Annotated in this window: 21 protein-coding genes and 1 pseudogene; 12 read left to right on the top strand and 10 right to left on the bottom strand. The window is 47.2% G+C overall.

What is annotated here, in order from left to right:
- Nucleotides 1–17: 17 nt before the first annotated feature.
- From hflX to H6F56_RS11085, 3 genes are all read right to left on the bottom strand, one after another.
- Nucleotides 18–1,799, bottom strand: a complete 1,782-nt coding sequence (gene hflX / locus H6F56_RS11095) for a GTPase HflX (protein WP_323798337.1) — start codon at nucleotides 1,797–1,799, stop codon at nucleotides 18–20.
- 214 nt (nucleotides 1,800–2,013) lie between these two features.
- Nucleotides 2,014–2,580, bottom strand: a complete 567-nt coding sequence (locus H6F56_RS11090) for a Uma2 family endonuclease (protein ID WP_190668191.1) — start codon at nucleotides 2,578–2,580, stop codon at nucleotides 2,014–2,016.
- 230 nt (nucleotides 2,581–2,810) lie between these two features.
- Entirely contained in the window at nucleotides 2,811–4,589 is a 1,779-nt protein-coding gene (locus H6F56_RS11085; RefSeq protein ID WP_190667784.1) for an iron uptake porin, read from the bottom strand.
- A 469-nt stretch (nucleotides 4,590–5,058) separates the two neighbouring features.
- On the opposite strand from H6F56_RS11085, the gene H6F56_RS11080 reads away from it, so the two are divergent.
- Both H6F56_RS11080 and H6F56_RS11075 read left to right on the top strand, forming a co-directional pair.
- Nucleotides 5,059–6,393 (top strand): APC family permease, encoded by a 1,335-nt coding sequence (locus tag H6F56_RS11080; RefSeq protein ID WP_190667782.1) that lies wholly within the window; start codon nucleotides 5,059–5,061, stop codon nucleotides 6,391–6,393.
- Nucleotides 6,394–6,426: 33 nt separating this feature from the next.
- Nucleotides 6,427–7,716: a hypothetical protein gene (locus tag H6F56_RS11075; protein ID WP_190667780.1), complete on the top strand. Its 1,290-nt coding sequence runs from the start codon at nucleotides 6,427–6,429 to the stop codon at nucleotides 7,714–7,716.
- Between the two features lie 93 nt (nucleotides 7,717–7,809).
- On the opposite strand, the gene H6F56_RS11070 is transcribed toward H6F56_RS11075, so the two are convergent.
- The 5 genes from H6F56_RS11070 to rpaB all read right to left on the bottom strand — a co-directional run bounded on the left by H6F56_RS11070 (nucleotide 7,810) and on the right by rpaB (nucleotide 11,798).
- The gene (locus H6F56_RS11070) at nucleotides 7,810–8,898 is read right to left on the bottom strand and encodes a fatty acid desaturase family protein (RefSeq protein WP_190667778.1); all 1,089 of its coding nucleotides are present in this window, start codon (nucleotides 8,896–8,898) and stop codon (nucleotides 7,810–7,812) included.
- 216 nt (nucleotides 8,899–9,114) lie between these two features.
- A complete protein-coding gene (locus tag H6F56_RS11065) occupies nucleotides 9,115–9,516 on the bottom strand; it encodes a hypothetical protein (protein ID WP_190667776.1) in 402 nt (133 codons plus the stop codon).
- A 210-nt stretch (nucleotides 9,517–9,726) separates the two neighbouring features.
- A complete protein-coding gene (locus H6F56_RS11060) occupies nucleotides 9,727–10,242 on the bottom strand; it encodes a DUF456 domain-containing protein (protein WP_190667774.1) in 516 nt (171 codons plus the stop codon).
- Nucleotides 10,243–10,303: 61 nt separating this feature from the next.
- Nucleotides 10,304–10,954 (bottom strand): cofactor assembly of complex C subunit B, encoded by a 651-nt coding sequence (locus H6F56_RS11055; RefSeq protein WP_190667772.1) that lies wholly within the window; start codon nucleotides 10,952–10,954, stop codon nucleotides 10,304–10,306.
- A 115-nt stretch (nucleotides 10,955–11,069) separates the two neighbouring features.
- The gene (rpaB, locus tag H6F56_RS11050) at nucleotides 11,070–11,798 is read right to left on the bottom strand and encodes a response regulator transcription factor RpaB (protein WP_190667770.1); all 729 of its coding nucleotides are present in this window, start codon (nucleotides 11,796–11,798) and stop codon (nucleotides 11,070–11,072) included.
- Nucleotides 11,799–11,967: 169 nt separating this feature from the next.
- On the opposite strand from rpaB, the gene radA reads away from it, so the two are divergent.
- On the top strand, nucleotides 11,968–13,587 hold the full coding sequence (gene radA / locus H6F56_RS11045; protein ID WP_190667768.1) for a DNA repair protein RadA: 1,620 nt from the start codon (nucleotides 11,968–11,970) through the stop codon (nucleotides 13,585–13,587).
- A 79-nt stretch (nucleotides 13,588–13,666) separates the two neighbouring features.
- On the opposite strand, the gene H6F56_RS27090 is transcribed toward radA, so the two are convergent.
- Together H6F56_RS27090 and H6F56_RS11035 are read right to left on the bottom strand one after the other, a co-directional pair.
- Nucleotides 13,667–16,420, bottom strand: coding sequence for a non-ribosomal peptide synthetase (locus tag H6F56_RS27090; RefSeq protein WP_190667766.1), 2,754 nt, complete (start codon nucleotides 16,418–16,420; stop codon nucleotides 13,667–13,669).
- 804 nt (nucleotides 16,421–17,224) lie between these two features.
- Nucleotides 17,225–17,971, bottom strand: coding sequence for a creatininase family protein (locus H6F56_RS11035; RefSeq protein WP_190667764.1), 747 nt, complete (start codon nucleotides 17,969–17,971; stop codon nucleotides 17,225–17,227).
- A gap of 97 nt (nucleotides 17,972–18,068) precedes the next feature.
- Between H6F56_RS11035 and H6F56_RS11030 the strand changes: the two genes are divergently transcribed.
- The 9 genes and pseudogenes from H6F56_RS11030 to H6F56_RS10990 all read left to right on the top strand — a co-directional run bounded on the left by H6F56_RS11030 (nucleotide 18,069) and on the right by H6F56_RS10990 (nucleotide 26,682).
- Complete coding sequence (locus H6F56_RS11030; RefSeq protein WP_190667762.1) at nucleotides 18,069–18,398, top strand: ArsR/SmtB family transcription factor; 330 nt, start codon at nucleotides 18,069–18,071, stop codon at nucleotides 18,396–18,398.
- A 116-nt stretch (nucleotides 18,399–18,514) separates the two neighbouring features.
- Nucleotides 18,515–19,540: pseudogene (locus tag H6F56_RS11025) on the top strand (PstS family phosphate ABC transporter substrate-binding protein).
- Nucleotides 19,541–19,833: 293 nt separating this feature from the next.
- Nucleotides 19,834–20,955 carry a phosphate ABC transporter substrate-binding protein PstS gene (pstS, locus tag H6F56_RS11020; protein ID WP_190667760.1) on the top strand — a complete coding sequence of 374 codons (1,122 nt, stop codon included), beginning with the start codon at nucleotides 19,834–19,836 and terminating at the stop codon, nucleotides 20,953–20,955.
- 291 nt (nucleotides 20,956–21,246) lie between these two features.
- Nucleotides 21,247–22,209, top strand: coding sequence for a phosphate ABC transporter permease subunit PstC (gene pstC / locus H6F56_RS11015; protein WP_190667758.1), 963 nt, complete (start codon nucleotides 21,247–21,249; stop codon nucleotides 22,207–22,209).
- A 68-nt stretch (nucleotides 22,210–22,277) separates the two neighbouring features.
- Nucleotides 22,278–23,192 carry a phosphate ABC transporter permease PstA gene (pstA, locus tag H6F56_RS11010; protein WP_190667756.1) on the top strand — a complete coding sequence of 305 codons (915 nt, stop codon included), beginning with the start codon at nucleotides 22,278–22,280 and terminating at the stop codon, nucleotides 23,190–23,192.
- A gap of 536 nt (nucleotides 23,193–23,728) precedes the next feature.
- Entirely contained in the window at nucleotides 23,729–24,418 is a 690-nt protein-coding gene (locus H6F56_RS11005; RefSeq protein WP_190667754.1) for an MIP/aquaporin family protein, read from the top strand.
- 73 nt (nucleotides 24,419–24,491) lie between these two features.
- Nucleotides 24,492–24,887, top strand: coding sequence for an arsenate reductase, glutathione/glutaredoxin type (gene arsC / locus H6F56_RS11000; RefSeq protein WP_190667752.1), 396 nt, complete (start codon nucleotides 24,492–24,494; stop codon nucleotides 24,885–24,887).
- Nucleotides 24,888–24,902: 15 nt separating this feature from the next.
- On the top strand, nucleotides 24,903–25,571 hold the full coding sequence (arsH, locus tag H6F56_RS10995; protein WP_190667750.1) for an arsenical resistance protein ArsH: 669 nt from the start codon (nucleotides 24,903–24,905) through the stop codon (nucleotides 25,569–25,571).
- A 358-nt stretch (nucleotides 25,572–25,929) separates the two neighbouring features.
- Nucleotides 25,930–26,682 carry a winged helix-turn-helix domain-containing protein gene (locus H6F56_RS10990; RefSeq protein WP_190667748.1) on the top strand — a complete coding sequence of 251 codons (753 nt, stop codon included), beginning with the start codon at nucleotides 25,930–25,932 and terminating at the stop codon, nucleotides 26,680–26,682.
- Nucleotides 26,683–26,719: the final 37 nt, after the last annotated feature.

Here is a 26,719-nt window from a genome sequence, read left to right as displayed (position 1 = left end):
CGGACTCTTCAATAAATTTACTCAGGTGCAACCGCGTAGTGAATAAGTTGGGCAAGTCGTTGTCGCAGAGTTTCTAAGCCCAAAGCATTGGCTGCTGAGATGAACACAGCCTGGGGAAATTCCTCGTGGGCTAGGGCCAAAGTATCTCCATCAACGCGGTCAATCTTATTAAATGCAACCAGTGCCGGCCCTGGTGTCACCGGCATTTCAGCCAAAATTGCCATCACAGAGCGAATCTGACTGTGCCAAGCCGGATGGGACAAATCTACTAAATGCAGCAAAGCGTCAGCTTCGGTGACTTCCTCCAAAGTGGCGCGGAAGGCATCAATCAGGGCGGGGGGCAATTCGTGGATAAAACCGACTGTATCCGTTATCACAATGGATCTCGGTTCCTTGGTGACAGCATCGGGAATCACTAAGCGGCGAGTTGTGGGATCAAGGGTGGCAAATAGCTGGTCAGCGGTATAAACTCCGGCATTCGTTAGCACATTGAGCAGCGTAGATTTACCGGCATTTGTGTAACCCACAATCGCCACCGAGGGTACGTCTTCATGCTGTCGGCGGTTTCGCAACCGGGATCGATGGGCTTGCAGCTGGTTCACTTCCTGTTGCAATCGGGCGATGCGGCGCTGAATTGACCGGCGTTCGGTTTCAAGTTTCGTTTCACCTGGCCCTCTGGTGCCAATACCACCGCCCAAACGGGACATCGCTTGACCTCTGCCGGTGAGGCGCGGCAGCATATATTCGAGCTGGGCCAATTCAACTTGCAATTTACCCGCGCCGGTGCCGGCACGTTGAGCAAAAATATCTAAAATAACTTCTGTGCGATCAACAACGCGAATGCCGATTTGAATTTCCAAGTTTCTGACTTGTGCCGGCGAGAGTTCGCGATCAAACACAATTAGGTTAGCCCCCACTGTTTGTGCTGCCAAGGCAATTTCTTGAACTTTACCTTCACCGACTACAGTTTGCGGATGAGGGCGGGGACGCTTCTGCTGAACGGTTTGCAGCACTTGGCCGCCGGCAGTATCCACTAACCGCGCCAGTTCCGCCAACCCATCTTGAAACCGCTGAGGCGTACTGTCGCCGGTGATCACACCCACCAGCAGCACCCGATCATGATCGGCGTCTACCTGCTGGGCAACAAATTCTCGCTCGAATTCTGCTTCGAGTCCTTCTACCAAGTCGAGAAAGTCTTGGTTAGCCAGAACATCGAGGCTCATCGGCGGCGACACGAAGGTGCTGAGGACTGAGTGCTCAATGGGAAGATTCTCTCTATCCCCGTCTCCTCCTCTTCCCGTCTCCCCCGCTTCCTGGGTCACTAGATGCGCCAAGTAGGTTTCTTTCACATAGCCGGTTGCACCCCCACCCCGACGTTCAAAACCTGCGCCGGTGAGGGTGAGGAGTACCAATGCGTCCAGCCGTTGAATGGCCATTGCGGTGAGGGCCGCTTCGTCTGGTGCAGCCGGCTTGAGTTGGGTGGCAATGCAGCGGATGCCACTAAGACGACCGGCACCATAACGGGGTAATTCCAGCGGCGGGATTTGGGTTTGGCGAGGTGTACCCACGCCAACTCGAATTAGCTGCCCGCGCCGGTTGATGTAGGCAGACACCGGCTGACCAATTTCTGTACTGATGGCGGCGATTCGCTGGGCAAATTCGGCTGTTGTGATGAAGTTGGCCGGTAGCCGCTGATGGTATAGCTTTTGTAGCTGTTTAAGCTGGCTGGATTTTAGACCTTGCAGGTTGCCGTAGATGGTTTCGATAGGCGCTTTTGACCAGGAAATCTGGCCCCTCACTTCAGTAGTTTTATTGCTATCTTATCGCGGTGAAGCCTGTAAATTTACGCCTGTGGCCTTGACCGGCTTTCCCTTCCACAGAGAATTTTAAAAGTTTACGAATCTTTACATCTAAGCCCTTATGGGTTCGGCAAGATTTTCGGGCCGGTGGTTGGTATTCTTCACATTTTGCCTAGATGGAAACTGGATCTTTCAGGAGCTATCCATTAGTTTATTAAGCAAGCAATTCACTGACTGCTACATTAAATCCCTGTAAAATAGTTTGAGTGCTAACCACTTCATCGGCATTAAATAAAAGCCAGCGCTGTTCTGTGTGAATCATAATTAGTTGAGCTTCAGGGAACAGCACCCAAACTTCCAAACAGCCAGATTCTAAATATTCTTTTGATTTAGCAAATAACTCTTCAGCACTGTCATCAGGAGAGGCGATTTCGGCAATGAGTGGGAAACTTTCGGGAAGGACAGTAAGCTCACCATACTGTTGTAGCAGCTCAGTCGTGATGTAAGCAACATCAGGACGCCGAGCCTGCTTGTTAGTTCGACAAAGTGTTTCTGGACAAATTTCTCCGCCTTGCCCACTCGAAATGATGTGATTTCTCCAATAGGAGATCAACTTACCTTGAGCCAAACCATGCTTAATTGTCATACCTGTTTTCTCCACCAGCTCGCCGTCAACCCACTCCATTCTCTCAGGAGGATGAATCAAAAAGTCTTCGATTGAGATCCATTCTTTTTCTGTTGATTCTGTAGGGGTTTCTAACAAAACTTGAGTTTCTAGCATGGCGTTCTTCTTATTTTTACCGCAATTGCTTCTATTATGACTAACTCTTGCTTTAGGGTGAATAAGCGGGCTTGATAAAACTTCAGGCAAACAAGGATATACGCTAAAGTTTTAGCCACAAACCTGTGAATCTGAAAAGCTGTCTTATCACCCGTTTATGACTTGCACATTAGGTAGTTTTATCTGCCGGCTCATTCATCCAAACCTCAACAATTCAAAAGAATGGGAGCCTAAAAAGTAAAGGTCGTCCGAATCGTCCCAATCACAATATCTTCATTATCATTGTTGTGATCGGGTGCGGTGAGCCAAACCACACCAGGCGTAATGGCGATGTTATCTGTCACCTGATACTGGTACAAAGCCTCTATGTGCAGGGATGTGTCCTTATCTGCCCCAAACACATCAGGCAGTCCGGGGACAGCAGCACTTACGCTAGAATTGCGAACCATCGGCTCTACACCGACGATGATAGCGCCCAAATTCCCTTCTTTACCCAAATCGGGAAAGGCAAAGTTAAGATTGGCGTTCCAAATTTCCATATCACCGCGATCAATTTGTCCGCCAAGGGTGGAGAGTACAGTTTTGTTGACGTAGCCAACCCAACCACCCACAACAAAGCGCTTGCTGAGTTGCCAAGAAGCTTCAACCCCAAAAGCATTGCTGATAATTGGCAGATCCAAATCAGTTTCATTCCCCAAAACGGTTCGCAAATTAGCGCGGTTACTACCGGCACCCATTTCATTGTTGTAGGAATTGATATAGGTTAAGCCGATGTTAAGTCTTTCACTGGGTTTGACTAGCAATTGAGCCATCGCACCGTAAGCACCATTGAAAAACCCAAAAGTTGGATCAGGATCGAAGGCGTCAGCAGCCATATAACCCAGGTTCAGTTCTAAGTTATCGCTGAACTCATACCTCGCCCCAATGCCGGCACCCCCGATCATGTAATAAATAGGATGGCGGGTGGCAAAGCGAGACAGTGCGCCCAGCGCGCCATCTCCATCAAGGTATGGGTTGACGGTATTGGCAAAGTCATCTGCGGCACCGGCATTGGCGGCAACAGTGATCTCCAAGCGTTCGCCCAAGGGAAACGTGTAAAGCAGGGCGTCTATACCAAAGACATTGCCATCGCTTTCTTCGTAAGCATCGGCTGCGAAAAATAGATCCCCTTCAGGTGCCGGGTTGGAATTGGCAGATAAGGCATTCAAGTTGCCGAGTTGCAGTCGGGTTCTGAGCAAATCTTCGCCGGTGAAACTGGTTTCTAAGTTAAAGCGAGTCCGATGTCCGAAGTGGGGGACACTGCTCGATCCTGTGCCGATGCCGTCAACGGCGGCAAAGATGATTTCCCCTTCGAGTTTGGTGGTGGTGGAGAATTGATTGGCTTCGAGTTCATTAGCACGCGCTTCTAAGGCATCAACCCGACCCCGCAAGGTGGCGAGTTCGGCCTGAAATTCCTCAAGCAGCCGGTTAAGGAGTGCTAAGTCTTCTTTGCTAACAAAGTCTCCCCCTGGCTGAATCAGCTGGGTAATTGCTTCTAAGCAGGCATTTAAACCGGCAGCAAATTCATATCGCGTGATGGCGCGGTTTCCCCGGAATGTGCCATCGGGATATCCTGCGATACACCCATATCGCTCAACCAAATTTTGTAAGGCTTGAAATGCCCAGTCTGTGGGTTGAACGTCGGATAGCTGAGAAACGGAGGTCACTTGCTCCATGACGCTGCTTTCAGCGTTGGATGGGTCAATCTGTTCTAAATCGCTGACATTGCCGGTGGGGCTGTCTTCAGAGCTAAATGCGTCATTCTGTGCTATATCGTTCGGGCTTTGCCTCACCGGCACCTGAACCAAGACGTTACGGCTGATCGGCTCACTCAGCGTTATGTCTTTTTTGTCTACCGATTCCACAGATGCCGGTGGTTCTGCTGCCACTGTCGCGCCGGCGTAAACCGCGAGAGATGCGGCTACCACATTAGGTATTAATTGTAAATATTTCCACAAAACTTTTGCCATTGTTATTCTTTATCCTCACACCCTTTAAGTTGCCAAAATTTGCTCTTACAAGACTCTTATTGGGAAATGTTAGTTGAGAGTCAACGCGTTTTGAGAGTTGATTTGTGCCGATCTGAGCTATACCATTGTCGGGTTTATTGTGATGATAATGACAACTATTGTCAACGATTTGACAAAATTCTCAATGAGTAGGAGGGAAGCGCCAGTTAAAGCCGGACACAGCGGTTTGCCAAATCGGTGGTAAAGACGTGCCGATGTGACAGATCCTTAGAATAAGCCAGCGACAGCGTTTCAGAGTGCCGGTCTAGACAGGTAACGAAATCTGAGTTTTAATAGGTGAGTTTGCAGGCTGTCAGGTAAGCTCAGGCCAATAAAAACCATCCGGGCTAGAACATCTAAAGATTGGATTAAATAAAATCCCCCCTCGCTGGGGATCTCAATTGAAAGCCAAAAAAATTCTGAAAAGCGCGTGAATTCAAACCAGCAACAAGACAAACGGCTCATCAGCCTGTTTACAGCTATCTCGATTGTGGTAGCTAATATGATCGGAACGGGCGTTTTTACAAGTTTGGGCTTCCAAGCAGCAGATATAAAGTCTGGTTTCGCCTTACTGTGTTTATGGGTAATCGGCGGAGTCTTTGCCCTTTGTGGCGCACTTTCTTACAGTGAACTGGGAGCAGCAATGCCCAGATCAGGCGGTGAATTTCACTATCTATCCAAAATTTATCATCCAGCAATTGGTTTCCTGTCCGGGTGGGTTTCCGTTACAGTCGGGTTTGCCGCACCCATTGCTGCAGCAGCGATGGCATTGGGACAATATTTATCAAAAGTTTCCCCAATATTTAATCCGCTGTTAGTTGCATCCTTAACTGTCATTGGCGTGTCCATCATTCATACAAGTGATCGCAAACTTGGAAGCTACTTTCAGAATGTTTTCACTGTTTTGAAAGTGCTGCTGATTGTCTTTTTGGTTGCTAGCGGATTGTTAATCGCACAACCTCAAGATATCAATTTCCTGCCGGCTCCGGGAGATATGAATGTGATATTAAGTTCTCCCTTTGCGATTTCCCTCGTGTTTGTCATGTATTCCTATTCTGGTTGGAATGCGTCTACTTACATTGCCAGCGAGGTAGCAGAACCGGAAAAAAATGTGCCGCGATCTTTAATCGCGGGAACTTTAATCGTTCTCGTCTTGTACCTGCTGATTAACTTTACATTTTTGTATACCGCGCCCATTGATGAGCTAGCTGGACAACTGGAAGTGGGATATATATCCGCTACCCGGATTTTTGGGGTTGCCGGTGGAAAGATTATGAGCTTGCTGATCTCCTTCGGCCTGATTTCTTCGATTAGCTCAATGGTGTGGGCCGGCCCTAGAGTTACTCAAGTCATCGGAGAAGATATTCCGTTTTTTAAAGTGCTAGCCAGCAAAAATAAAAATGGGGTTCCATATCACGCGATTCTCTTGCAACTGGCAATTGTCTTGGCGCTGGTGATTACTTCTTCATTTGAGACCGTTTTAACGTATTTGGGATTTACCCTTACCCTGTCTTCGTTTATCACCGTTTTGGGTGTATTTGTTCACCGGCTAAGGTATCCCGATGCGCCCCGGCCTTACAAAACATGGGGATATCCCATAACGCCGCTGATCTTTCTAGGAATCAGTGCTTGGATGTTGATCTATATTTTACTCGACAAACCTCAGGAATCGCTGGCAGGATTGATGACGATTTTTGTGGGTTTGCTGGTTTACTTCTTTGTGTCAAGAAACAAGCGGCTGGCGTCTTCCGGCTCTAAAAACTAGATAATTCTTTAACTCTTTGTTGAGCGAACTTCCATGAATCGAAAGCACTTAATGTACGTCCTGAGCGCAACAATGACGCTCCAATTTTTTGTATCTGCTTGTGGCAACCAGGTTGGAGAAAATGCAAATCCCAATCAGCCTAATGGCACTCAAAATTCTCAGCAGCCAAGCAGTTCTACCACCGTCATCAATGCGAATCAGAAAAGTGATGGTGAGAATTCTAAAAATGCGGTCGTTACCGACATTCCTGTAGATAAAGCAAAAGCGGAAAAGTTCACAGATACGGCTAAGTTTTTAGCCGGCATCAAGGTGGATGCCGGCAGCACCCTAGCATCTTTACAAAAAAGTAAAGCGTGGAACGATCACGCCTACTATTTCGACAGTTCGTGGCAAAGACTAGACGCTCAACAACTGTCAAAAATCAGAAACTGGTCTAGTAATGAGCTAAAATCTCTCAACCAATCTTCAGATCCAATATTTTATCCATTCAGTGGGCCTGATTTCTTATATGCCTATTCTTTCTTCCCGAAAGGCAGTGATTACGTTTTAGCGGGATTAGAGCCGGTGGGAGACATTCCGGATCTTGAGAAAATCCCACCCGAAAAAATGGATAGAAAACTGCAGGAAATCACTACCTCGCTGAATGCTATCCTGCAATTAAGCTTTTTCCGCACTAATGATATGAAGGTAGATTTGGCGGAAAAAGGCGTTTTACCTGTCTTATTTGTGTTTTTAGCACGAACCAATAATAAAATTTTGGATGTGGAGTACATTACGCTCCAAAAGGACGCTACGGTTCAAGCATTTGAGAACGCACAAAAGGCTCGTGAGGCTAAAAACTTAATTCCTGGGGTTAAAATTTCCTTTCTACCCCAAGGAGAATCCAACCCGCGAACCCTGTACTATTTCTCCGTAGATTTATCCAATGGTGCTTTACAAAAGACTCCGGAATTCAATACATTTGTCAAACAGTTTCCCGAACCTACCACTTACCTGAAAGCTGCCTCTTATTTGATGCACCGAGAAGATTTTTCTAACATTCGGGATCTGATTCTAGCAGAAAGCAGCAGTTTGTTGCAGGATGATTCTGGAATGCCGGTTAAATATGTGGACAGTTCTAAGTGGAACTTGAAGTTTTACGGGAACTACACACAACCAATCGATCTGTTCAGCACTCGGTATCAGGGAGATTTAAGGGATATCTATAAGAGTGATAGCAGCATCAAGCCTCTAGATTTTGGGATTGGCTATAAGTTTCAAGTCAATGAATCTAATTTAATGCTAGCAACCTCCAAGAAGGAACAGCCGGCACCGAAGCCCTAGGGTTTGCTTGCAGAAATCAGCAGAGGTTAATAAAAAGAAAGAGTGAAGAGAGAAAACCTGATCCTCTCCTCACTCTTTCTTTTCGTGCAAAGCTTAGCTATTTCCTAAAGCTTTTACCAATCGATAGTTTGCAACGATAGCTTCTGCAAACGTTTCGTTCACTCGATATTCAACCTCAAACTCATCGCAAACTTCTTTGACAATTTTGGAGAGTTTGGGGTAATGAATATGGCAGATATGGGGAAAAAGATGATGAATGACTTGGTAGTTTAAACCGCCAAGATACCAGTTTAAGAAATGGTTTTTTGGAGCAAAATCAACGGTGGTTCTAACTTGACAAATCGCCCATTCGTCATCAACGTTGCTCGTTTCTGGGTGGGGAGTGATAAACTCTGCGTTGTCCACCACATGAGCCACTCGAAAAACGAGCGCGACTATAAAACTAAAGATGACTGTAGTAATTACAAACCCCACCATAATCTGTAAGGGAGTGTAACCCAGCCATAAAGGCAAACCGATAACATAAGCTAACCAAAATACCTTAAAGGCAAAAAAGGTAATAACATCTGCAGGTTTCGGTGTTGGGATCTCGTGGTCGTAATATTTGCGTTTGAGTAACAGGACATTGATATCCTCAACAAACCAGTGAGTCTGCAAAAATCCATATAACAACCAAGTGTAAATATGTTGGTATCGATAAAACCATCGAGACTCTTGATCAGGAGACAAGCGCACTAAACCCTCACCATTTATATCAAAATCATGCTCAGCAATGTTGGTATAAGTATGGTGAAGTTTGTTATGGCTGTATCGCCATAAAAAGCTAGAGGCTCCTAAGACATCTAAAGCGAAACCAAATAGACTATTGACCCATTTGCGAGAGGAATAACTTCCATGATTGGCATCATGTCCGACATTGAAGGCAAAGGCAACCATCCCCAAAGCTAGAACCACACAGCCGAGAATTTTTACCAACCCAGATGATGGCACGAAGAGAATAAATAGCCATGCCGAAAGCACCCAAGCGCAAATAATTGCGGTTTTCAGGTACATAGCCGGATTATCTCGTGGAGAAATGTTTTCTGTTTCAAAATAAGCTTCAACTCGTCGGTTGAGTTCTTTTCTGAAACCTATGCTTTTGGAAAAGGTGATCTTGGGAACAGCGAGCTGGGACAGAGTCATGTCATCCGTTAGATAGGAACCGACGTATTATAACGTTTTGACGGCAGCTTTAGCTGTGTCTAAGGTAACTTAGCCGGCTAGCTCTAGTTTCAGAACTTTGGGAGTATTTGTGTTAATATTAAAAGATTACTAATAGTTATAGATCGGTGTAGAAATTATGAATAGTCGCTTAAATTATCATGTCTGGGCCGCAATTCTTTAAATTCATGAGTTTGTTTAATTTTTAGTATGGAAGAGTGCGAGCGCTTTATCGAAAATAGCGTCACCGGCACGGGTTGTCAAAATTGCTTGCGCTAATTTAATAAAATCAATATCGGGATTGCTATCGCCTGTAATAACTTTGCTAGCTGAATAATAGGTGATATCGTCAACCACTAACTCATTGGTTGAGCCTGTTTGCAGGCATAATTGCTTTTGATTCCACGAAAGACATTTCCCTCTAAGCGTAAACTGAAACCAAACGATCTCATTATCTAGAAGATCAAGAAACATATCAAAATAAGGTTCGTCTCCTTGATACCAAATTCGGCTCATATATGCTTGGCTTTTTGATTTTAATAGCTTCTGATTGATGCGGTGCAATGAAGCTCCTAGCGCTACAATTTCATCTTGATTCATGGTGGACTCCACTGTCTAGATCGTGAACCCATCTGATTTGTTGATGCTGGGTTAGCCGGCTAGAAGTCTTAACTCCGAGTTTCCATAAGACTGCAACCGGAGACAGCGAACTCAGCGATATGAGAACAAACGTGCCGACATAACTCAGTTAATGGTAATCGCATTTCAGATTTAAAAAGCTAGATACCGGCACGTTTGTTAATTGTGTTTTTAGGCCCCAGCAATCTGCGACCAAGTGGAAAGCACAAAAACCACCACTGTTGCAATTGCCAGCACTCCTTGAATTAAATTTCCAATAAGCGAACCAACCAAAATTCCAACCGCTGCTTTAATTGCCAAATTCAAGTCTCGCTGGTAGAGATATTCACCAATGATTGCACCTAACAGCGGACCCAGCAAAATGCCCAGGAGCGGGCCACCAAACGGGAGTGCCGGCAGCAACCCTAAAAACCCCACAACTAAGCCCACAACAGCACCGATCTGCCCCCATTTGCTGGCACCGGCCTGTTTTGCCCCCCAGTACGTCGCTAGAAAATCAACGCCAATACTGACCAGCAAAACCGCAATCGCTACTCCCAAGGGCCATGCTAAGCCGGTGAAGCCGTAAACGACGCCCCAAACAACAATTGCTCCTAAAATTAAACTGGCTCCCGGAATGCCGGGAACCACCGCCCCCACTACACCCACGAGCATTACTAAAATAAGCAGCCCATAGAGAATTGTCATCGAATTTTAAATCTCCACTGGTGCAACATCATTATTTAAGCCAAACGCTCTGTTGGCTTCTTCACGCTTCAAGATATCGGCTCAGAGTATCGTCTAGTTTATTAGCAATTCCCTCAATCCAGTTTTCATCTTGTTTCGTATAACTGCGAGGGGCATTTGCGCCCAAAACCATGACGCCTCGATTTCCCACCGGCTGACAAATAACACCCTGAGTATTTTCTGGCAAATAGTCAAACTCGATGCGCCCTGGATAAAGCTTGAGCGCCACTAAATAAACCGGCTTTTGTTTATCTAAAACCCGCTGCAAAATCGCTCCCGGCTTCACCTGGGAATTTTCGCCCAAAATGCCCCGCCGCAGCAGCACACGCCCCTGATACCAAACAACCAGCGAGCGCGTTACTGTATTGGTGAGCAGTTGCCGAGATGCCCAGGCGAGTTCAGTTTTCACCGGCTCTGGCAAATCGGGTGCAAGTTCAAAGCCTTCTTCCCCCACCAACTCAACCACCTCCGGCGAGCGCGGCTGCACCTGCTGCCACAGCAGCCCTGTCAAAATTAACAGCGCACTTAACAGCACGCCCAAGGCATCCGAGCGAGCTTGTGACTCGGTTAACTGCGGTGTCAGAAAGCGGTTGAGCAGCAGCAGCACACCCGCCAGCCCACCCGCAACGAGAGGCAACTGGCGTAGCACTTGATTTTGGTCAGGTTTAGCCATGCTTTTTGTTCTGTGTCATTTGTCCTCTGTCCTTTGCAACTGACAAAGCCAGCTTGACAAAATTTTGATTTTGTTGTTTTGTTTCAGCCATGACAACTGACAACGGAATGTGGAATCACTCTTCGCCTGGTTCAACGATCCTTTGGAATAAATAGCCGGTGCCGCGTGCGGTGAGGATCAGCTCTGGATTGCTAGGGTCATCTTCTAACTTCGCTCTCAGACGCGAGATGTGAACATCCACCACCCGCGTGTCCACATGACGCTCTGGGGTGTAGCCCCATACTTCCTGCAAAATCTCCGAGCGAGAGAATGGCTCACCCGACCGGCTGACCAACAGTTCCAGTAAACTGAACTCCATGCCGGTGAGACGAATGCGCTCATCTCCCTTGTAGACTTGCCGCTTGTTCGTGTCAATCCGCAAGCTGCTGACATGAATGACTCCAGAACTAGGAATGCCAGACGCGCCGGTTTTGTCTACGCGACGCAACACTGAGCGAATACGAGCTTCCAGTTCTTTTGGAGAAAACGGCTTGACCACATAATCATCAGCCCCCAACTCCAGGCCGGTGATCCGATCCGCCACATCTCCCAAGGCTGTTAGCATGATGATGGGCACATCTGATTCTTTTCGCAACTCTTGACAGACACCGTAGCCATCGAGCTTCGGCATCATCACATCCAGAACTACCAGATCAGGAATAGCGCTGCGAAAAGTCTCCAGGGCTTCTTCTCCATCAGCCGCTGTCACCACATCATAGCCAATCATGGAAAGGCGCGTTTCCAAAATCCGACGGATACTGGCTTCGTCATCAACTACCAGTATCTTTTCCTTATGGTTTTCCAAGCTACCCAACGCTCCTTAAGTGTGATTTCTAAGGATTAATTTTTACTACTCTATCATTAGAATTGTCTCACGTTCCGTCGTCTTGAGAGGGCTGTAATTCTTATCTATCTTAGATTTCAGGCTTTTTAAAGATTTATATCAATATTCAGGGTTTTTAACAACTAAAGGAATGCCGAAGCCTCGAACCCAGTACATGTGTAACGAATGCGGTGCAGATTTCCCGCAATACTTTGGTAAATGTCCAGCCTGCGAGAGCTGGAACTCGTTGGTTGAGCAGGTAACAACCTCGGTGCCGGCGAACCCCTATCGCCCTAGCTTAAACGGCAGTACCTGGATGAAGGAAAACGGGGAAGCGCCAGATAAAAAAGCTGGCCAACCAAGATCCTCCTTTAAACTTTCTCAAATTGCCGATACCGCCCTAACTCGGTGCCCTTCTGGCTTTGGGGAATTAGATCGGGTGTTGGGCGGTGGCATCGTCCCTGGCTCTTTGGTACTCATAGGCGGGGAGCCAGGAATTGGGAAATCAACCCTGTTGCTACAAGTGGCCAATCAAATGTCCTACAATTCTCGCGTCCTCTATATTTCTGGGGAAGAGTCGGGACAGCAGGTGAAATTACGAGCGCAACGCCTGCAGGCTTACGAGCCGACAGAGAGTGATCATGATGTTGATCCCGAAGTCGGAGAAAGCCAGAGAGAGGAAGACAGGGAGCCGGGGAACGGAGGCGATGCTGGTAAACTCGTGCTTCAGTCCCATTTTGATCCAAGTTTCTACCTGCTGCCAGAAACCAATTTGGAAGAAATTCTCAGGGAACTTGAATCGCTTAAACCCAATCTGGCAGTGATTGATAGTATCCAGACAATTTACTTTCCCTCCCTAACTTCAGCGCCGGGATCAGTGGCGCAGGTGCGCGAATGCACAAACGCGCTAATGCAGGTGGCGAAGCGGGAGAATATTACCCTGTTTATTGTTGGACACGTAACCAAAGAAGGCGGAATTGCCGGTCCCAGAGTTTTAGAACACCTCGTCGATACCGTGCTTTTCTTTGAAGGCGATCGCTTTGCCTCTCACCGGCTCTTACGCTCAATGAAAAACCGCTTTGGAGCCACCCACGAAATCGGCGTCTTTGAAATGGTTGCCAACGGTTTACGGGAAATCGAGAATCCATCAGAGCTATTCTTGGGCAGCCGGGATGACTTCATCTCTGGCAGTTCTACGGTCGTGGCGTGTGAGGGAACACGACCGATTGTGGTGGAAGTGCAAGCTTTAGTTAGCCCTGCCAGCTTTGGCTCGCCGCGCCGAGCCACCACCGGCGTTGACAGCAACCGGCTAGTGCAAATTCTGGCTGTACTGGAAAAACGGGTTGGGGTTCCCTTGTCTAAGTTAGATACCTATGTAGCGACTGTGGGCGGAATTGGGGTACACGAACCGGCTGCTGACTTAGGGGTGGCGATCGCTGTGGTGGCGTCTTTCCGTGATCGCGTCGTCGATCCACACACGGTGATCATTGGGGAAGTCGGTTTAGGGGGACAAGTTCGCCCGGTTTCTCAGTTGGAATTGCGGCTGCGGGAGGCAGCAAAACTCGGTTTCAAACGAGCGATTGTTCCAAAGGGACAAATGACGCCTGATTTGGGATTAGAAATTTTGCCGGTTGCCAAGGTGCTAGATGCCATTTTGGAGGCGATTCCCGGTCAACCTTCTCAGCCTTCTGAATTGGCAAACTCCTATGCTGATGAGGAAGACGAGGAAGATGATGTATTTGGAGAGGAGGATGACGAGCCGGTGTTCTAGACAGGCAAATCGGGTGCGTGAGTCATGCACCCGATCTTGCCAGCATCAAAACAATGCCGGCAGCATCCACTTTGAGAATTTATGACCTGATGAGCTCAACCGGCTCTGCAACTTCTGTTGGCTGTGTACTGTTTAAACACTCCTTCAATTTGTCAGCCAGAACTTTTACGTGAGGCTCTTTAAGGATGCCAAGGTGATCGCCCCCAATTTCGTGCACCTCTAAGCCGTTAATAGTCAGAGAACGCCACAATTTAGGGTCAGTGTAATATTTCTCAAATGCAGTGCGATCCATCGCCCGGAATAAAGCCAGCTTGCCGGCATAGGGTTCGGGGGAGTATTTTTCAATAGCCCGTTCTCGAACGGCAATACGCACATCAGCGGCAATCGATTCTTCAGGTTCGCTTAATTCTGGCTGAGGCTTGCCCTGCTCTGACTTGCCAGAAAGTTTGCCTGCTATGCGAACAAGCTTACCCTTAGTTGACTTAAGCTTATGGCCAACTTTCTCTAAAACGTAGGAAAATCCCTCTTGGCCAAGCTTCTCTATGTGAAGAGAAAGCCGCTTTTGCCGGGACATTTCTGGCGTCTCCCCTGGAAATCGGGTGTCAAATAAGGCCACAAGTTCCACTCGCTCACCGGCTGCGCGTAGCTGCTGCCCCATCTCGAAGGCAACTAAGCCGCCAAAGGATTCACCGGCTAGATAATAGGGACCCGTTGGCTGAATGGTGCGGATTTCTTTGAGGTAGTGGCTGGCTATGTCCTCGACACTGGTTAAGGAAGACGTTTGCTCGTCTAGTTTGCCGGCTTTGAGCAGCTCAATTTCAGCGTCTAGGTAAACCCCGTAAACTGGCCAGTCCGTATCGAAATGGCGAGCCAAATCGCGATAAAGTAACATTCCGTAAATACAGAATAAAGGTGGCTTGCCAGTTGCGCGATTCAGCGGCACCAGCGATTGTGCTTGCATCGCCCCACCTTCCGACTCGATAATTCTGGCCAGCTTTTCAATCGTGGCGGCTTGCAGAAGCGTCGCCAAGGGAAGACTTTTGCCGCAGATATTCTCGATTTCCGATAACAAGCGCACGGCGACTAAAGAGTGCCCGCCCAAGTCGAAGAAGTTGTCTTTGATGCTGATCGGCTTAACTTCTAACACTCTTTCCCAAACTTCTTTGAGCAGGCGTTCTAAGCCGTTGCGGGGAAACACGATGTTTCTTTCGCTGCCGGCACCGGAAGAATGGAGTGCCGGCAATGCGCGGCGATCTAGTTTGCCGTTGGGCGTCAGTGGTAGTGCCTTGAGCATCACGAAGCTAGAAGGCACCATGTAGTCTGGTAACTTTTCACTGAGGAAACTACGGAGTTCAGCGTAAAACTCGCTTTTGTCGCTGTGAGTTGAGGGTGAGTGGGCAACGATATAAGCGACTAGACGCTTATCACCAGGTACCTCCTCTCTCGCTGTCACCGCAGTTTCCTTAATTGCGGGGTGCTGTTCGAGTAAGGATTCGATTTCCCCGATCTCAACACGCATCCCCCGGATTTTTACCTGAAAGTCAGTCCGCCCTACAAGTTCTATGGCACCATCCGGCAACCACCGAGCCAGATCGCCGGTTTTGAAGAGTCTGGACGAGGACTGCGAGGGGCTTGAGGGCCTGTCGGCAAAGGGATTTGAGATAAACTTTTCAGCATTGAGTTCGGGCCGGTTGAGATAGCCACGACTTAGGCAAGCACCGGCTATATGCAGTTCTCCGATCTCCCCAACTGCGACTCCCTGCCCCTTGGCGTTAAGTATGTAGGCTTGGTTATGAGGGTAGGGATAGCCTACTGGTACATATCCTTGTTCCCGGTCAAAGTCTTCTGGGATGGGATAAGCGCAGGTGCCAATGGTTTCTGTTTGACCGTAAATGTTGAAAATGCGGGGCTGATTTTTTAATTTGCCGCGTATTTTTTGCAGCAGTTGACACGGCGTGATTTCCCCAGAAAGCAGAATCATCCGTAATTTAGATGACATCAGTGCCTTGGCACGGACTGGCTCAAGCCCTTCGACTGCTTGCAGTCCATAACGCCAAACTGAAGGCACGGTGTCAGAGACTGTAACACCTTGTTTTTGGATCAGCTCGAAAAGGCCGAGGGGATTTTTTATTTGTTCGCGGGTGGCGATGATACTGGTCGCGCCTTGCGACAGGGGCACCATTAACTGCCGAACGGATGAGGAAAAGGAGAAAGATGCCGTGTGGAGATAGACATCTTGTTCGTTGACTTCTAAGACTTTGGCAATTGCCTGAATATAGTACCAGACATTTGCGTGGGTAATTTGCACGCCTTTTGGCTTGCCGGTGGAGCCAGACGTATACATGACATAGGCGAGGTTTTCCGGTTTTACCTCAATGGCTGGGGCCTGATCGCTATGTAGGGCAATAGTTTCCCAGTCTGTGTCTAAGCAGAGTAGCTGCGTTGATTGCTGCGGTAGTGCTTTCACCAGATGGCTCTGAGTCAGCAATAGTGGCAGTTGAGTTTCTTGCAGAATAAAACTTAGGCGTTCTTGTGGATAGGCGGGATCTAGGGGAACATAAGCGCCACCGGCCTTAAGAATGCCCAAAATTCCAATGACCATTTCCAGTGAGCGTTCCGCACAAATTCCCACTCGCACTTCTGATTCAATGCCGCAGGTTTTGAGATAGTTCGCGAGCTGGTTCGCTTTTGCATTGAGTTCTCGGTAAGTTAGCTGCCGCTCTTCACACCTCACTGCGATTGCATCGGGAGTAAGTTCAGCCTGAGCCTCAAAGATTTGAGCCACTCCCGTAACTTTTGAACGTTCAATTGTAGCCGTTGAGTTGTAATTCACCGTGTATCCTCAGCTTAAACTTTTAACCGCACAATGACTTTCGTACAAAACTATTCGTTTCTTTTTTTATTAGTAACAATCACTTGAATGATTCATGCTTTAGGTTTTATCTCACCTCTTGCCATTTCACTAAACCCTCAATTAATTCCGGGCAAAAAAAGACGTGCTTAGCATTTCTCTTTGTGATTTTTCACAGCAAACAGCACCGGCACCAAGCCGATTTTAAGCGCACGTATTCACCATTTCACCCTGAATTAATTGAGTTTTTACTTGTATATTGCACCCTTGCTCTATAACCTAAGCTTGTCGTAAAAAATATGCAAACCACTTTCTCCTGGAACTTTCAAAATTAAGTGGAGTCTGCTTAGTGCCGGCAAGTATCAAGTGATCAAGATTCAGGTTGTATCATAATTAACAGAACATCTAGACGCGTTTTCTTTTTGAGTTAGTAATGGGCGAAATGGATAAATTATTACTTACAATTCACTTAATCATTAAACTCTTGATATCCGTATCTATCTCTAGATATATTTATCCAATGCTCGCTTGCTTCGTTGCCAAGCGAGCGCAACCATTAGCCCCTTATTCAACTCTGGGATGCAACCCTAGCAACCTATCTCTGCCGCGTGTTTCAGCGTGCGGTTAATCAAAAGTGACAGAGCAAAACAGTAACAAGACATACAGAAATGCTAGATGTTTCCAGTTTTCTAGAATTTTGACATTACGCTATTAGGTCTCTCAAATTGATGCCGCTATCAGGCTAGTGTTGTTTTCTAACGTTGGCAATTTGGCAAGCGAGATTTCTTATTCTGCGCTAATGAACTCCAAATAGTAATTACTCAATTCTTTGACAGCAAGATCGTAAAATTGCTTGCCATGTTCAGGCGTTGCCAAAGCAGGATTTGAACCCATGCGACCGTCAGGGTAACGCCGGCGGAATTCAGCAGCGCCGTAAATTGCATGACCACTGGCTACCTCGGCTGTGAGAGGAGCTTGCTTAATCGCCTCTGGATAGACATACTGAGTCAGCGCAACCTCGCTGGGTGTAGCGTGGGAACCTTCTTGGTCGCCATATAACTCTTTGGCAAGTTTATACACAGATCCGCACATGAACCAGTTGCCAACTTGACACTGCACCCGATCTGCATTGTTAATGTTTAACTCTGCGAGCACTGCATAAGTTTCGGAGAAAGCGGCCTTGAGTGTGGCTATGTTGCCGCCGTGGCCATTAATAAAGAAAAATTTGGTAAATCCTGCTTTGGCTAAACCGGCCACATAATCGCGAACCAGCAACATCATCGTGCTAGGACGCAGGCTAATGGTGCCAGGAAAGCCGGTGTGGTGTAGTGCCATGCCCACATTAATGGTAGGGCCAACTAGGGCGTTGCAGGCTTCTCCAACCCCCCGCGAAATCGCTTCAGCACAAATGGCATCGGTGCCGATCAAGCCGGTTGGGCCGTGTTGTTCCGTCGAACCGATGGGAAGGATGATGCCGGTGGATGTTTCGAGGTAAGTTTCAACTTCTGGCCAGGTACTTAAGTGCAGCAGCATTGGGAGATTGCAGTGAAGGTACAGGTTTGATCCTAGCGAGGCTGACGGTACGCCTGCTAGCGAGGTTTAGAATTAAGTTAAAGTTTAAAGAAAATTGATGGCACAACCTTCGACCACAACACCGGCTGAAATGATTGCCGGTTTTCACGCCCTATCTGACCCGATCCGGCTTCAGGTTTTGGATCTGCTGCGTGATCGCGAGTTATGCGTGTGCGATCTGTGCGAACAGTTGGAAGTGAGTCAGTCTAAGCTGTCTTTTCACCTAAAAACGCTCAAAGAAGCCTCGCTGGTTCGCGCCCGTCAGGAAGGACGCTGGATCTACTACAGTCTTAATTTGCCTCAATTTGTCGTACTTGAGCAATATTTGGCGGAATACCGGCGCTTTAGTTCGATTCTGCCGGTGCGTCGATGCCAGGACGCCTCTTAATTCATTAACTTTCTTAATATTCTTCCTGCGTCATACCAGCTAACTGTTGCTTGACAAATCAAATTTATTTGAAATGATAGAGAGGTTCCCTCAGTCTTGTCATTCGGGTTAAGCCGATGAACACAATAACGAAACGGGTGGCTTTTGGGCTGTGTCTTTTCGTGCTAACGAGCGGTGCCGGTGCGGCGCTCAACTCATGCAGTCGCGCTAAGTCACAGCCTGTATCAATTTTGATTGATGGATCTAGCACCGTGTTTCCGATTACGCAGGCGGTTGCCAAAGAGTTTCAAAACGCGCAAACAGAAGACGTTGAGATCAAAGTTGACTTCACCGGCACCGGCGGTGGGTTTAGAAAATTTTGTGCCGGGGAAACCGATATCAGCAACGCCTCTCGCCCCATCCAACCCAAAGAGATGGAGGCTTGCAGAAACGCTGGCATACCTTATATAGAATTACCCATTGCTTTTGATGCGGTGACTGTGGTGGTTAATCCCCAAAATACTTGGGCCTAGGACATCACCCTGGCAGAATTGCAAAAGATGTGGACACCGGCATCTGAAGGCAAACTTACCAGTTGGCAGCAAATTCGCCCATCTTGGCCGGACAAACCGCTAAATCTTTTTGGCCCCGGCAAAGATTCTGGCACCTTTGACTACTTCACGGAAGCCGTAGTCGGTCAAGCCAAAGCCAGCCGGAGTGATTATACAGCCAGCGAAGATGATAACGCTCTCGTGCGGGGAGTCAGTGAAGATCCCAATGCGCTGGGTTATTTTGGCTATGCTTATTACGAAACCAATCAAGATCAATTGAAGCCTTTAGGGATTGATAGCGGAAAAGGGCCAGTGTTGCCTTCATTGAAGACTGTGGAGAAAGCTGAATATCAACCGCTTTCGCGTCCTCTGCTCATCTATATCAATGCCAAATCGGCCCAAACCAAACCAGAGGTCAAAGCCTTTGTCGATTTTTACCTGAAAAACGCATCGGCCATCGTTAAATCTGTGGGCTATGTGCCTTTACCGGATGAAGGATACCGGCTGGGCGAGGTTCATTTTCATCGCGGTAAAATTGGAACGGTGTTTGATGGAAAAGCTCAGTTCAACTTGACACTGGGCGAGTTATTACGGAAACAGGAAAAGTTTTAGTTCTCTAACCGGCACATCGGACACTTAGAGAGTGCGTTAATATCAAGGTTAGGAATTTTAGCACGCTAGGGATCATTGCAGAAGCGATACTTAATCAGTTGCAAATGTCAATCCCAGCCAGGAAATAATCTCAAGTAACTCTGGAAAGCTAGTTAGGGAAGGCAAGACAGCTCAGCACTTTACTTCGATTTAACCTGAAGTTAATAGAATTTTAACTTAATTATTAACTTTGATGTTTACAGTTAACCCGTACGCTTGGGAGAATTCACCTGTAAGTGTGTTCAGGGAATAATATGTTGTCTCAACTTCGCTCAACTCGCAGTGCGTTTGTCGCCTCGGCGATCGCACTTTCATTTAGCTTAGCTGCTTGTAGTGGCTCAAATTCTAATAATAATGCGGGTAACACCGGCAGCACAACCTCTGGATCTAACGCATCTCCAGCCGCAACAACCGCCGCTGGGGGTCAGAATGTCAGACTTAATGGGGCGGGCGCTTCGTTTCCAGCACCGCTGTATGAAGTTTGGTTTAATGAGTACAACAAAGCAAATCCCAACGTCCAAGTTAGCTACCAATCTGTCGGTAGTGGAGCAGGGGTGAACCAGTTTACCGAAGGAACGGTAGACTTTGGAGCCAGCGACACCGCCATGAAGGACGATGAAATCACGAAAGCCCAAAAAGGCGTTCTCATGGTGCCCATGACAGCCGGCAGTATCGTGCTCGCTTACAATGTTCCGGGTCTTGAGAATCTCAAACTCCCGCGCCAAGTTTATAGCGATATTCTTCTTGGCAAAATCACGAATTGGAACGACCCCTTGATCGCGGCAGCCAATCCGGGTGCAAAACTGCCAGACAAAGCGATTAGCGTGATTTACCGCTCAGACGGTAGCGGCACCACCGGCGTATTTACTAAGCACCTGAGTGCTATTAGCGCAGATTGGAAGGCCGGCCCAGGTGAAGGGAAAACCGTGCAGTGGCCGGTTGGAAGCGGCGCAAAGGGTAACGAAGGCGTCACAGAACTGCTGAAGCAGACTGAAGGTGCAATCGGTTATGTTGAATACGGCTATGCCAAAAACAACGGCTTGAATATGGCTTCTTTGGAAAACAAAGCCGGTCAGTTCGTTGAACCGACTCCCGAAGCATCCTCCAAAACCCTTGCTGCCGTTCAACTTCCCGAAAATTTCCGCGCATTCATTGCTGACCCAGAAGGAAATGAATCCTATCCGATCGTCACCTATACTTGGTTGTTGGTGCCCAAGGAGTTCAGCGATCCAGCCAAAGCCAAAGCAATGGAAGATGTGATTAAATGGGGACTGACTGACGGACAGAAGTTCAGCTCAGACCTCGGTTATATCCCCCTGCCCAAAGAAGTTGTTGACAAAGTTCAACCGGCAGTTGATGCCATTAGCCCTTCCTAGGTTTAGGCCGGCTCAGACAATTTTCTGCCTACAGTCTAGGCTAACTGTCAAAAAGCCAAAGGTAAAAGCTCAGGGTCTTTTACCTTTTGACTTTTTCTTTTCGGCTGCTTACCAGTAAAATGTGTAAGCGGCTAAGCATTTAACTGTCTAAAATAAATATTTCAGTTTTTTATCATCAGTCATTGGATTAAGACAAATCATTGATGATTGCGAAGCAAGCTGTAAATACCCAAACAATTTTGTTTTTTAGCTGAACGGCCATTTTCAGCTTTTTCTGTAAAAAGGTTAATTATGAGCAGTCATTCGCAAAGCAGCGGGAGAAACCGTTCGCTCAATCTTGGACAAACCCTTGAGCGGTGGATGAATAAAATCTTTGTGCCGCTCACTCTATTTTGCGCCCTCTCAATTGTGGGCATTTTGCTTTGGATCACCTTCTTGGTTGGGATGCAAGCGCTGCCGGCTATTGAAAAGTTTGGTTTGGGGTTTCTTTTTTCTACAAGCTGGGACCCTGTGCGTGACGCGTTTGGGGCACTGCCTCAGCTGTACGGCACTCTCATCAGTGCAGTCATCGCCCTATTTTTTGCGATTCCCGTGGGATTGGGAGTCGCGCTATTTCTGAGCGAGGACTTCTTGCCGCCCAAGGTTCAGGTAGCCTTAGCTTTCTTAGTAGAACTCTTAGCAGCCATTCCCAGCGTTGTGTACGGGCTTTGGGGGCTGTTTGTGGTCGTTCCTCTTTTTAAACAGGTCGGTCTTTGGCTCTACGAACATTTTCGCTGGATACCCATTTTTAACGAGCCTCCGAACGCTACAGGTTTAGGAATGCTGCCGGCAGGGGTGGTTTTAGCAATTATGGTTTTACCGACAATTGCCGTCATCTCTCGCGATTCGTTAATTTCCCTGCCACCGGATCTGCGACAAGCGTCAATGGGTTTGGGCGCAACTCGTTGGGAAACGATTATTAAGATCCTCGTCCCGGCAGCCTTCTCTGGAATTGTGGGGGCAGTCATGCTGGCATTAGGCCGCGCTTTGGGCGAGACAATGGCGGTAACGATGCTCATCGGAAATGCCAACAATATCAATGCTTCCATTTTAAAGCCGGCGAATACTGTTGCCTCGCTGCTGGCGAATCAATTTGCAGAAGCAAGCGGTTTGCAAGTCTCCGCACTGATGTATGCATCCTTAATGTTGTTTGCGCTGACGCTATTAGTTAATATCCTGGCTGAAATTCTAGTGCGCCGGGTTCAGCGAATCTAAAAATGCAGAATGCAGAATTGATTTCTCATTCTTGATTCTTCCTGCTTCATTTTTCATTCTTAACTATCATGCCTGCAAACCCAAATAGCACTCCTTCTGGCTACCCAAGCAAGACTCTAACGCGCTCACCGAATTCTCCCCGGACGCTGTTTGGGACGCTGATGACCGGCTTGACATTCTCTGCGGCTGCCATCGCCCTCCTGCCGCTTGTTGCCGTCCTTTCCTACGTGATTATCAAAGGTGCTAGCCGAATCAACTTTGGTGTCTTCACTGAACTGCCGCCGGTGGCATTACAGGCGGGTGGGGGCTTTGGCAATGCCATCCAAGGAACACTGCTGATGGTAGCGTTTGGGGCGCTGATCAGCATTCCCGTTGGCGTCTTAGCAGCAGTTTATGTGTCTGAATTTGCTGCCGGCACTCAGTTTGCTAGCTGGATTCGCTTTTTCACCAACGTTCTCAGCGGTGTCCCTTCGATCATTGTCGGCGTATTTGCTTACGGCGTCTTCGTACTGACCACAAAAAATTACTCAGCTTTCGCCGGCGGCTTTGCTTTATCCGTGCTGATGTTGCCCATCATTGTCCGGGCTACAGAAGAATCGCTCAAGCTCGTGCCCCAGGAAACCAGACAGGGCGCACTGGGTTTAGGAGCCACAAATTTTCAAACGGTGGCGCGGGTTGTTTTACCGGCAGCTTTACCCGCCATTGTCACCGGCACCACCTTAGCAATCGCTCGTGCGGCTGGAGAAACCGCACCCCTTCTGTTTACCGCGCTTTTTAGTCAGTATTACTTGCCCATTTCGCAGAACGGTGTAGAAGCGTTGAATCAGCCGGCAGCATCTCTCGCCGTTTTGGTTTACAACTTCGCCACTCGTCCCTACGAAAACCAGAAAGAGCTTGCTTGGGCAGCAGCGCTTATCCTCGTGCTGCTTGTCTTGCTCACCAGTATTATTTCCCGTCTCTCTACGGCTCGTAAAGCCTATTAACTCTTATCAATCTGTTAAGGCTTCATTGAATAGGGTTTGTCGTGATTGCTATAAACCCTATTCAAAAAGCCAAAAGGAGGATTCCATACTTAGTGCTTAAATATTGAATTTTATCTGAACTGATTTAGTAGTTTTAATTATTCTAGCTTTATATATAAATTATTTAATTTTATATAGAATACCGTCATTTATTTGAAATTTTTATACAAAAAAGCTACCATATTATATCAATTTATTTTGAAATATATAATTGATAAAAGGCGCATAGCTTAAATATTAGTTTAACGAAAAGCCCCAAAGCTACTTTTCAGTAGGGATTATCTATATTTATCAATTTTTATTGAAATACTTTTGTAAATCAATTTTTATTGATATGATAATTTTGAACACCGGAGAAAGGATATTGAGGCCGAGACAGTATTTGAAGGCAAGGCTTAACTTGACGCTGGGCAAGTTCTTACGCAAACAAGAAAAATTCTAATCATTTTAGATAAAAGCTGCGGATACATCAGATGGGCAAAAAGTCAGATTTTAAGATGGCTTTACAGAAATCGATTTTTTACTGCTGGCGAGAGGCGCTGGCAGAGGGTATCGGTACATTCATTCTGGTGTTTGCCGGCACCGGCGCAGTCATGGTGAACCAAATTAGCGGCGGTGCTGTTACCCATCTTGGGGTTAGCTTCGTCTTTGGGGCAGTCGTGGCTGCTTTAATCTACACAATGGGACATCTCAGCGGCGCTCATTTTAACCCTGCTGTAACTCTCGGTTTTTGGGTAAGCGGTTATTTTCCCAAATACAAGATACTGCCCTATATTTTGGCACAGTGCATCGGTGCGTTTGCCGGCTCAACGGTACTGCTAATTGCTTTGGGATCGGTTGCAAAACTGGGGGCGACTTTGCCACTCAACGGCAACTGGTCACAATCTTTTGTGCTCGAAACTATTCTCACCTTCATCTTGATGCTGGTCATTTTAGGGTCTGGCCTTGATCGCCGTGCTCATATTGGCTTTGCTGGTTTAGCGATTGGGTTAACAGTTGGAATGGAAGCAACTCTCATGGGTCCTATTACAGGAGCAAGCATGAATCCCGCCAGGTCGTTTGGCCCCGCCTTAGTTGCCGGTATTTGGCAGCATCATTGGGTCTATTGGGTTGCACCTATTTTAGGAGCGCAACTTGCTGTGCTGGTCTATCGGCAGCTTTCTCAGGGATTTCAAGATATTAAATAAAACCCAGAAAGTTCTGTCAATTAGTTACGCCGCTATCTCCCTATTATCTAACAACTCATCTTTAACAACAGCCATGAAACGAGTGATGTTTGTTTGCAAAAGAAATTCCTGCCGGTCTCAGATGGCAGAGGGATTTGCGAAAACTTTAGGTGCCGGCAAAATTTCTGTCACCAGTTCCGGATTCGAAGGCAGCCGAGTGCATCCCACCGCTGTGGAAGTTATGTCTGAAATCGGTATTGACATTACAGATCAGACTTCTAAACAATTAAGCGATTTTAGCGCAGAAAACTATGACGCCGTGATTTCCCTGTGCGGCTGTGGTGTTAATTTACCAGAAGCTTGGGTGCTGCGAGATGTATTTGAAGATTGGCAACTAGACGATCCAGATGGACAGCCGGTGGAAACGTTTCACCGAGTGCGGGATGAAATTAAGGAAAGAGTGGCAAAACTCGTTGAAACTCTCAGTTAAAGAAGGCTGATTTCTATGACAAATTTTGATCATCCACCCAGAATTTTATTTTTGTATGGCTCTTTACGAGAGCGTTCTTATAGCCGGCTCTTAGCAGAAGAAGCCGCTCGAATTATCGAAGAATTTGGTGCGGAAGTCCGTTTTTTCAATCCTCGCGAATTACCCATATACGGCAGTGTAGAAGATACACATCCCAAGGTGCAGGAGTTACGAGAATTGAGCTTGTGGTCTGAAGCTCAGGTGTGGTCAAGTCCTGAGCTGCATGGCAATATTAGCGGCATTATGAAAAACCAAATTGATTGGATTCCCTTAAGTATCGGGGCAGTCAGACCCACTCAAGGAAGAACCTTAGCTGTAATGCAAGTAAGCGGAGGTTCTCAGTCTTTCAATGCCGTTAATACGCTGCGAATTCTGGGGCGCTGGATGCGGATGTTCACCATACCTAACCAGTCCTCTGTTGCTAAAGCTTACCAAGAGTTTAATGAAGATGGCACGATGAAGAATTCACCTTATCGAGATCGTCTCATTGATGTCATGGAGGAGCTTTACAAATTTACAATGTTGCTGCGTGATCAAGTTAATTACCTAACAGATCGCTACAGCGAACGTAAGGAGAAAGCAGCGCAGCAGACGCTTGCGATAGCCAATGGTGCCCTTGAAATTAACTCTGGTAAGAACACTTAGGGGTTAACCGGCAAGTGTTACTTGGATTGGCATTTATTGCAAGACGATTACTATTATTTTGGCAAAGCTACCCTGTGGTGACTTGTTGAAACTCTGAACTAAAGGGTAGAATGCCGGCGCTTGAGATTGAGAGGCAGAGTGGGAAAAAACATACACCAATTTTAAGGCGCTTGGATTAAATTTGGATTAAATAGCGAATAAGATGTGCCTTAGCTTCTCTTTTGCCGCAGAATTGGCTGATCAGAAGGATTTGTGAACAGTCTGTTAATGATCATTTAAAAAATTTATTGCCAAGATCAGCCAGGGTTAATATTTTATTGTATGAATGGGGTGGAACTAAAAACAACGCTCCCTAATTATGTTCTCTATAGACTCCATGAAAAGCCCATCGATGCCAGATATAGGGCAAACAGGCCGAGTTTTGGTTGTTGAAGATGAAGACTTGATCCGCGATATGGTGGTTTTAGCGTTAGAAGGAGAAGGCTACGCAGTCACCAGCGCGATAGATGGGCGGACGGCCATGTCTTTGCTTTACGAGCTTGAGCCAAGAGCAGGAGAATTGCCCTTTGACTTAATTGTTCTAGATTTAATGTTGCCCCAGGTCAATGGTCTCGATCTGTGCCGGTTGTTACGTCATCAAGGTTATGCCGTACCGATTTTAATATTGAGCGCCAAGGGCAGCGAAACGGATCGCGTTTTAGGGCTAGAAGTGGGAGCGGATGATTACCTAACCAAACCCTTTAGTATGCGCGAACTCATTGCCCGGTGTCGGGCGTTGTTGCGCCGGCAGCGCTTAAACTACTTACCCCAGCCGTCGGTGTTGCAATTTGGGGACATCAGCCTTTATCCCCAAGAGTGCCGTGTCATCGTGCGGGGCGAAGAACTCACCCTCTCGCCCAAAGAATACCGGCTGCTGGAATTATTCATGAGTTATCCCCGCCGGGTTTGGTCCCGCGATCAGTTGCTCGACCAAGTTTGGGGGCAAGATTTTATTGGCGATAGCAAAACCGTAGACGTTCACATTCGCTGGTTACGCGAGAAAGTCGAACGAGATCCCAGCCAGCCAGAGTACATCATTACAGTCCGAGGCTTTGGCTATCGGTTAGGTTAGTTGTTAATTGTTAGTTGTTAGTTGTCTTTTGCGGAAC

The sequence above is a fragment of the Microcoleus sp. FACHB-672 genome (assembly GCF_014695725.1).
GTDB lineage: Bacteria > Cyanobacteriota > Cyanobacteriia > Cyanobacteriales > Oscillatoriaceae > FACHB-68.
Note: the sequence above shows the minus strand (reverse complement) of the source record. Positions and strands in the feature narration are given on the sequence as shown.

Bases quoted from the DNA above. Each gene is read 5' to 3' on its own strand.
- H6F56_RS11090 (WP_190668191.1), bottom strand. From the start codon at position 2,580: ATGCTAGAAACTCAAGTTTTGTTAGAAACCCCTACAGAATCAACAGAA.
- H6F56_RS11085 (WP_190667784.1), bottom strand. From the start codon at position 4,589: ATGGCAAAAGTTTTGTGGAAATATTTACAATTAATACCTAATGTGGTA.
- H6F56_RS11075 (WP_190667780.1), top strand. From the start codon at position 6,427: ATGAATCGAAAGCACTTAATGTACGTCCTGAGCGCAACAATGACGCTC.
- H6F56_RS11070 (WP_190667778.1), bottom strand. From the start codon at position 8,898: ATGACTCTGTCCCAGCTCGCTGTTCCCAAGATCACCTTTTCCAAAAGC.
- H6F56_RS11065 (WP_190667776.1), bottom strand. From the start codon at position 9,516: ATGAATCAAGATGAAATTGTAGCGCTAGGAGCTTCATTGCACCGCATC.
- H6F56_RS11060 (WP_190667774.1), bottom strand. From the start codon at position 10,242: ATGACAATTCTCTATGGGCTGCTTATTTTAGTAATGCTCGTGGGTGTA.
- H6F56_RS11055 (WP_190667772.1), bottom strand. From the start codon at position 10,954: ATGGCTAAACCTGACCAAAATCAAGTGCTACGCCAGTTGCCTCTCGTT.
- radA (WP_190667768.1), top strand. From the start codon at position 11,968: ATGCCGAAGCCTCGAACCCAGTACATGTGTAACGAATGCGGTGCAGAT.
- H6F56_RS11035 (WP_190667764.1), bottom strand. From the start codon at position 17,971: ATGCTGCTGCACTTAAGTACCTGGCCAGAAGTTGAAACTTACCTCGAA.
- H6F56_RS11030 (WP_190667762.1), top strand. From the start codon at position 18,069: ATGGCACAACCTTCGACCACAACACCGGCTGAAATGATTGCCGGTTTT.
- pstS (WP_190667760.1), top strand. From the start codon at position 19,834: ATGTTGTCTCAACTTCGCTCAACTCGCAGTGCGTTTGTCGCCTCGGCG.
- pstC (WP_190667758.1), top strand. From the start codon at position 21,247: ATGAGCAGTCATTCGCAAAGCAGCGGGAGAAACCGTTCGCTCAATCTT.
- pstA (WP_190667756.1), top strand. From the start codon at position 22,278: ATGCCTGCAAACCCAAATAGCACTCCTTCTGGCTACCCAAGCAAGACT.
- H6F56_RS11005 (WP_190667754.1), top strand. From the start codon at position 23,729: ATGGCTTTACAGAAATCGATTTTTTACTGCTGGCGAGAGGCGCTGGCA.
- arsC (WP_190667752.1), top strand. From the start codon at position 24,492: ATGAAACGAGTGATGTTTGTTTGCAAAAGAAATTCCTGCCGGTCTCAG.
- arsH (WP_190667750.1), top strand. From the start codon at position 24,903: ATGACAAATTTTGATCATCCACCCAGAATTTTATTTTTGTATGGCTCT.
- H6F56_RS10990 (WP_190667748.1), top strand. From the start codon at position 25,930: ATGTTCTCTATAGACTCCATGAAAAGCCCATCGATGCCAGATATAGGG.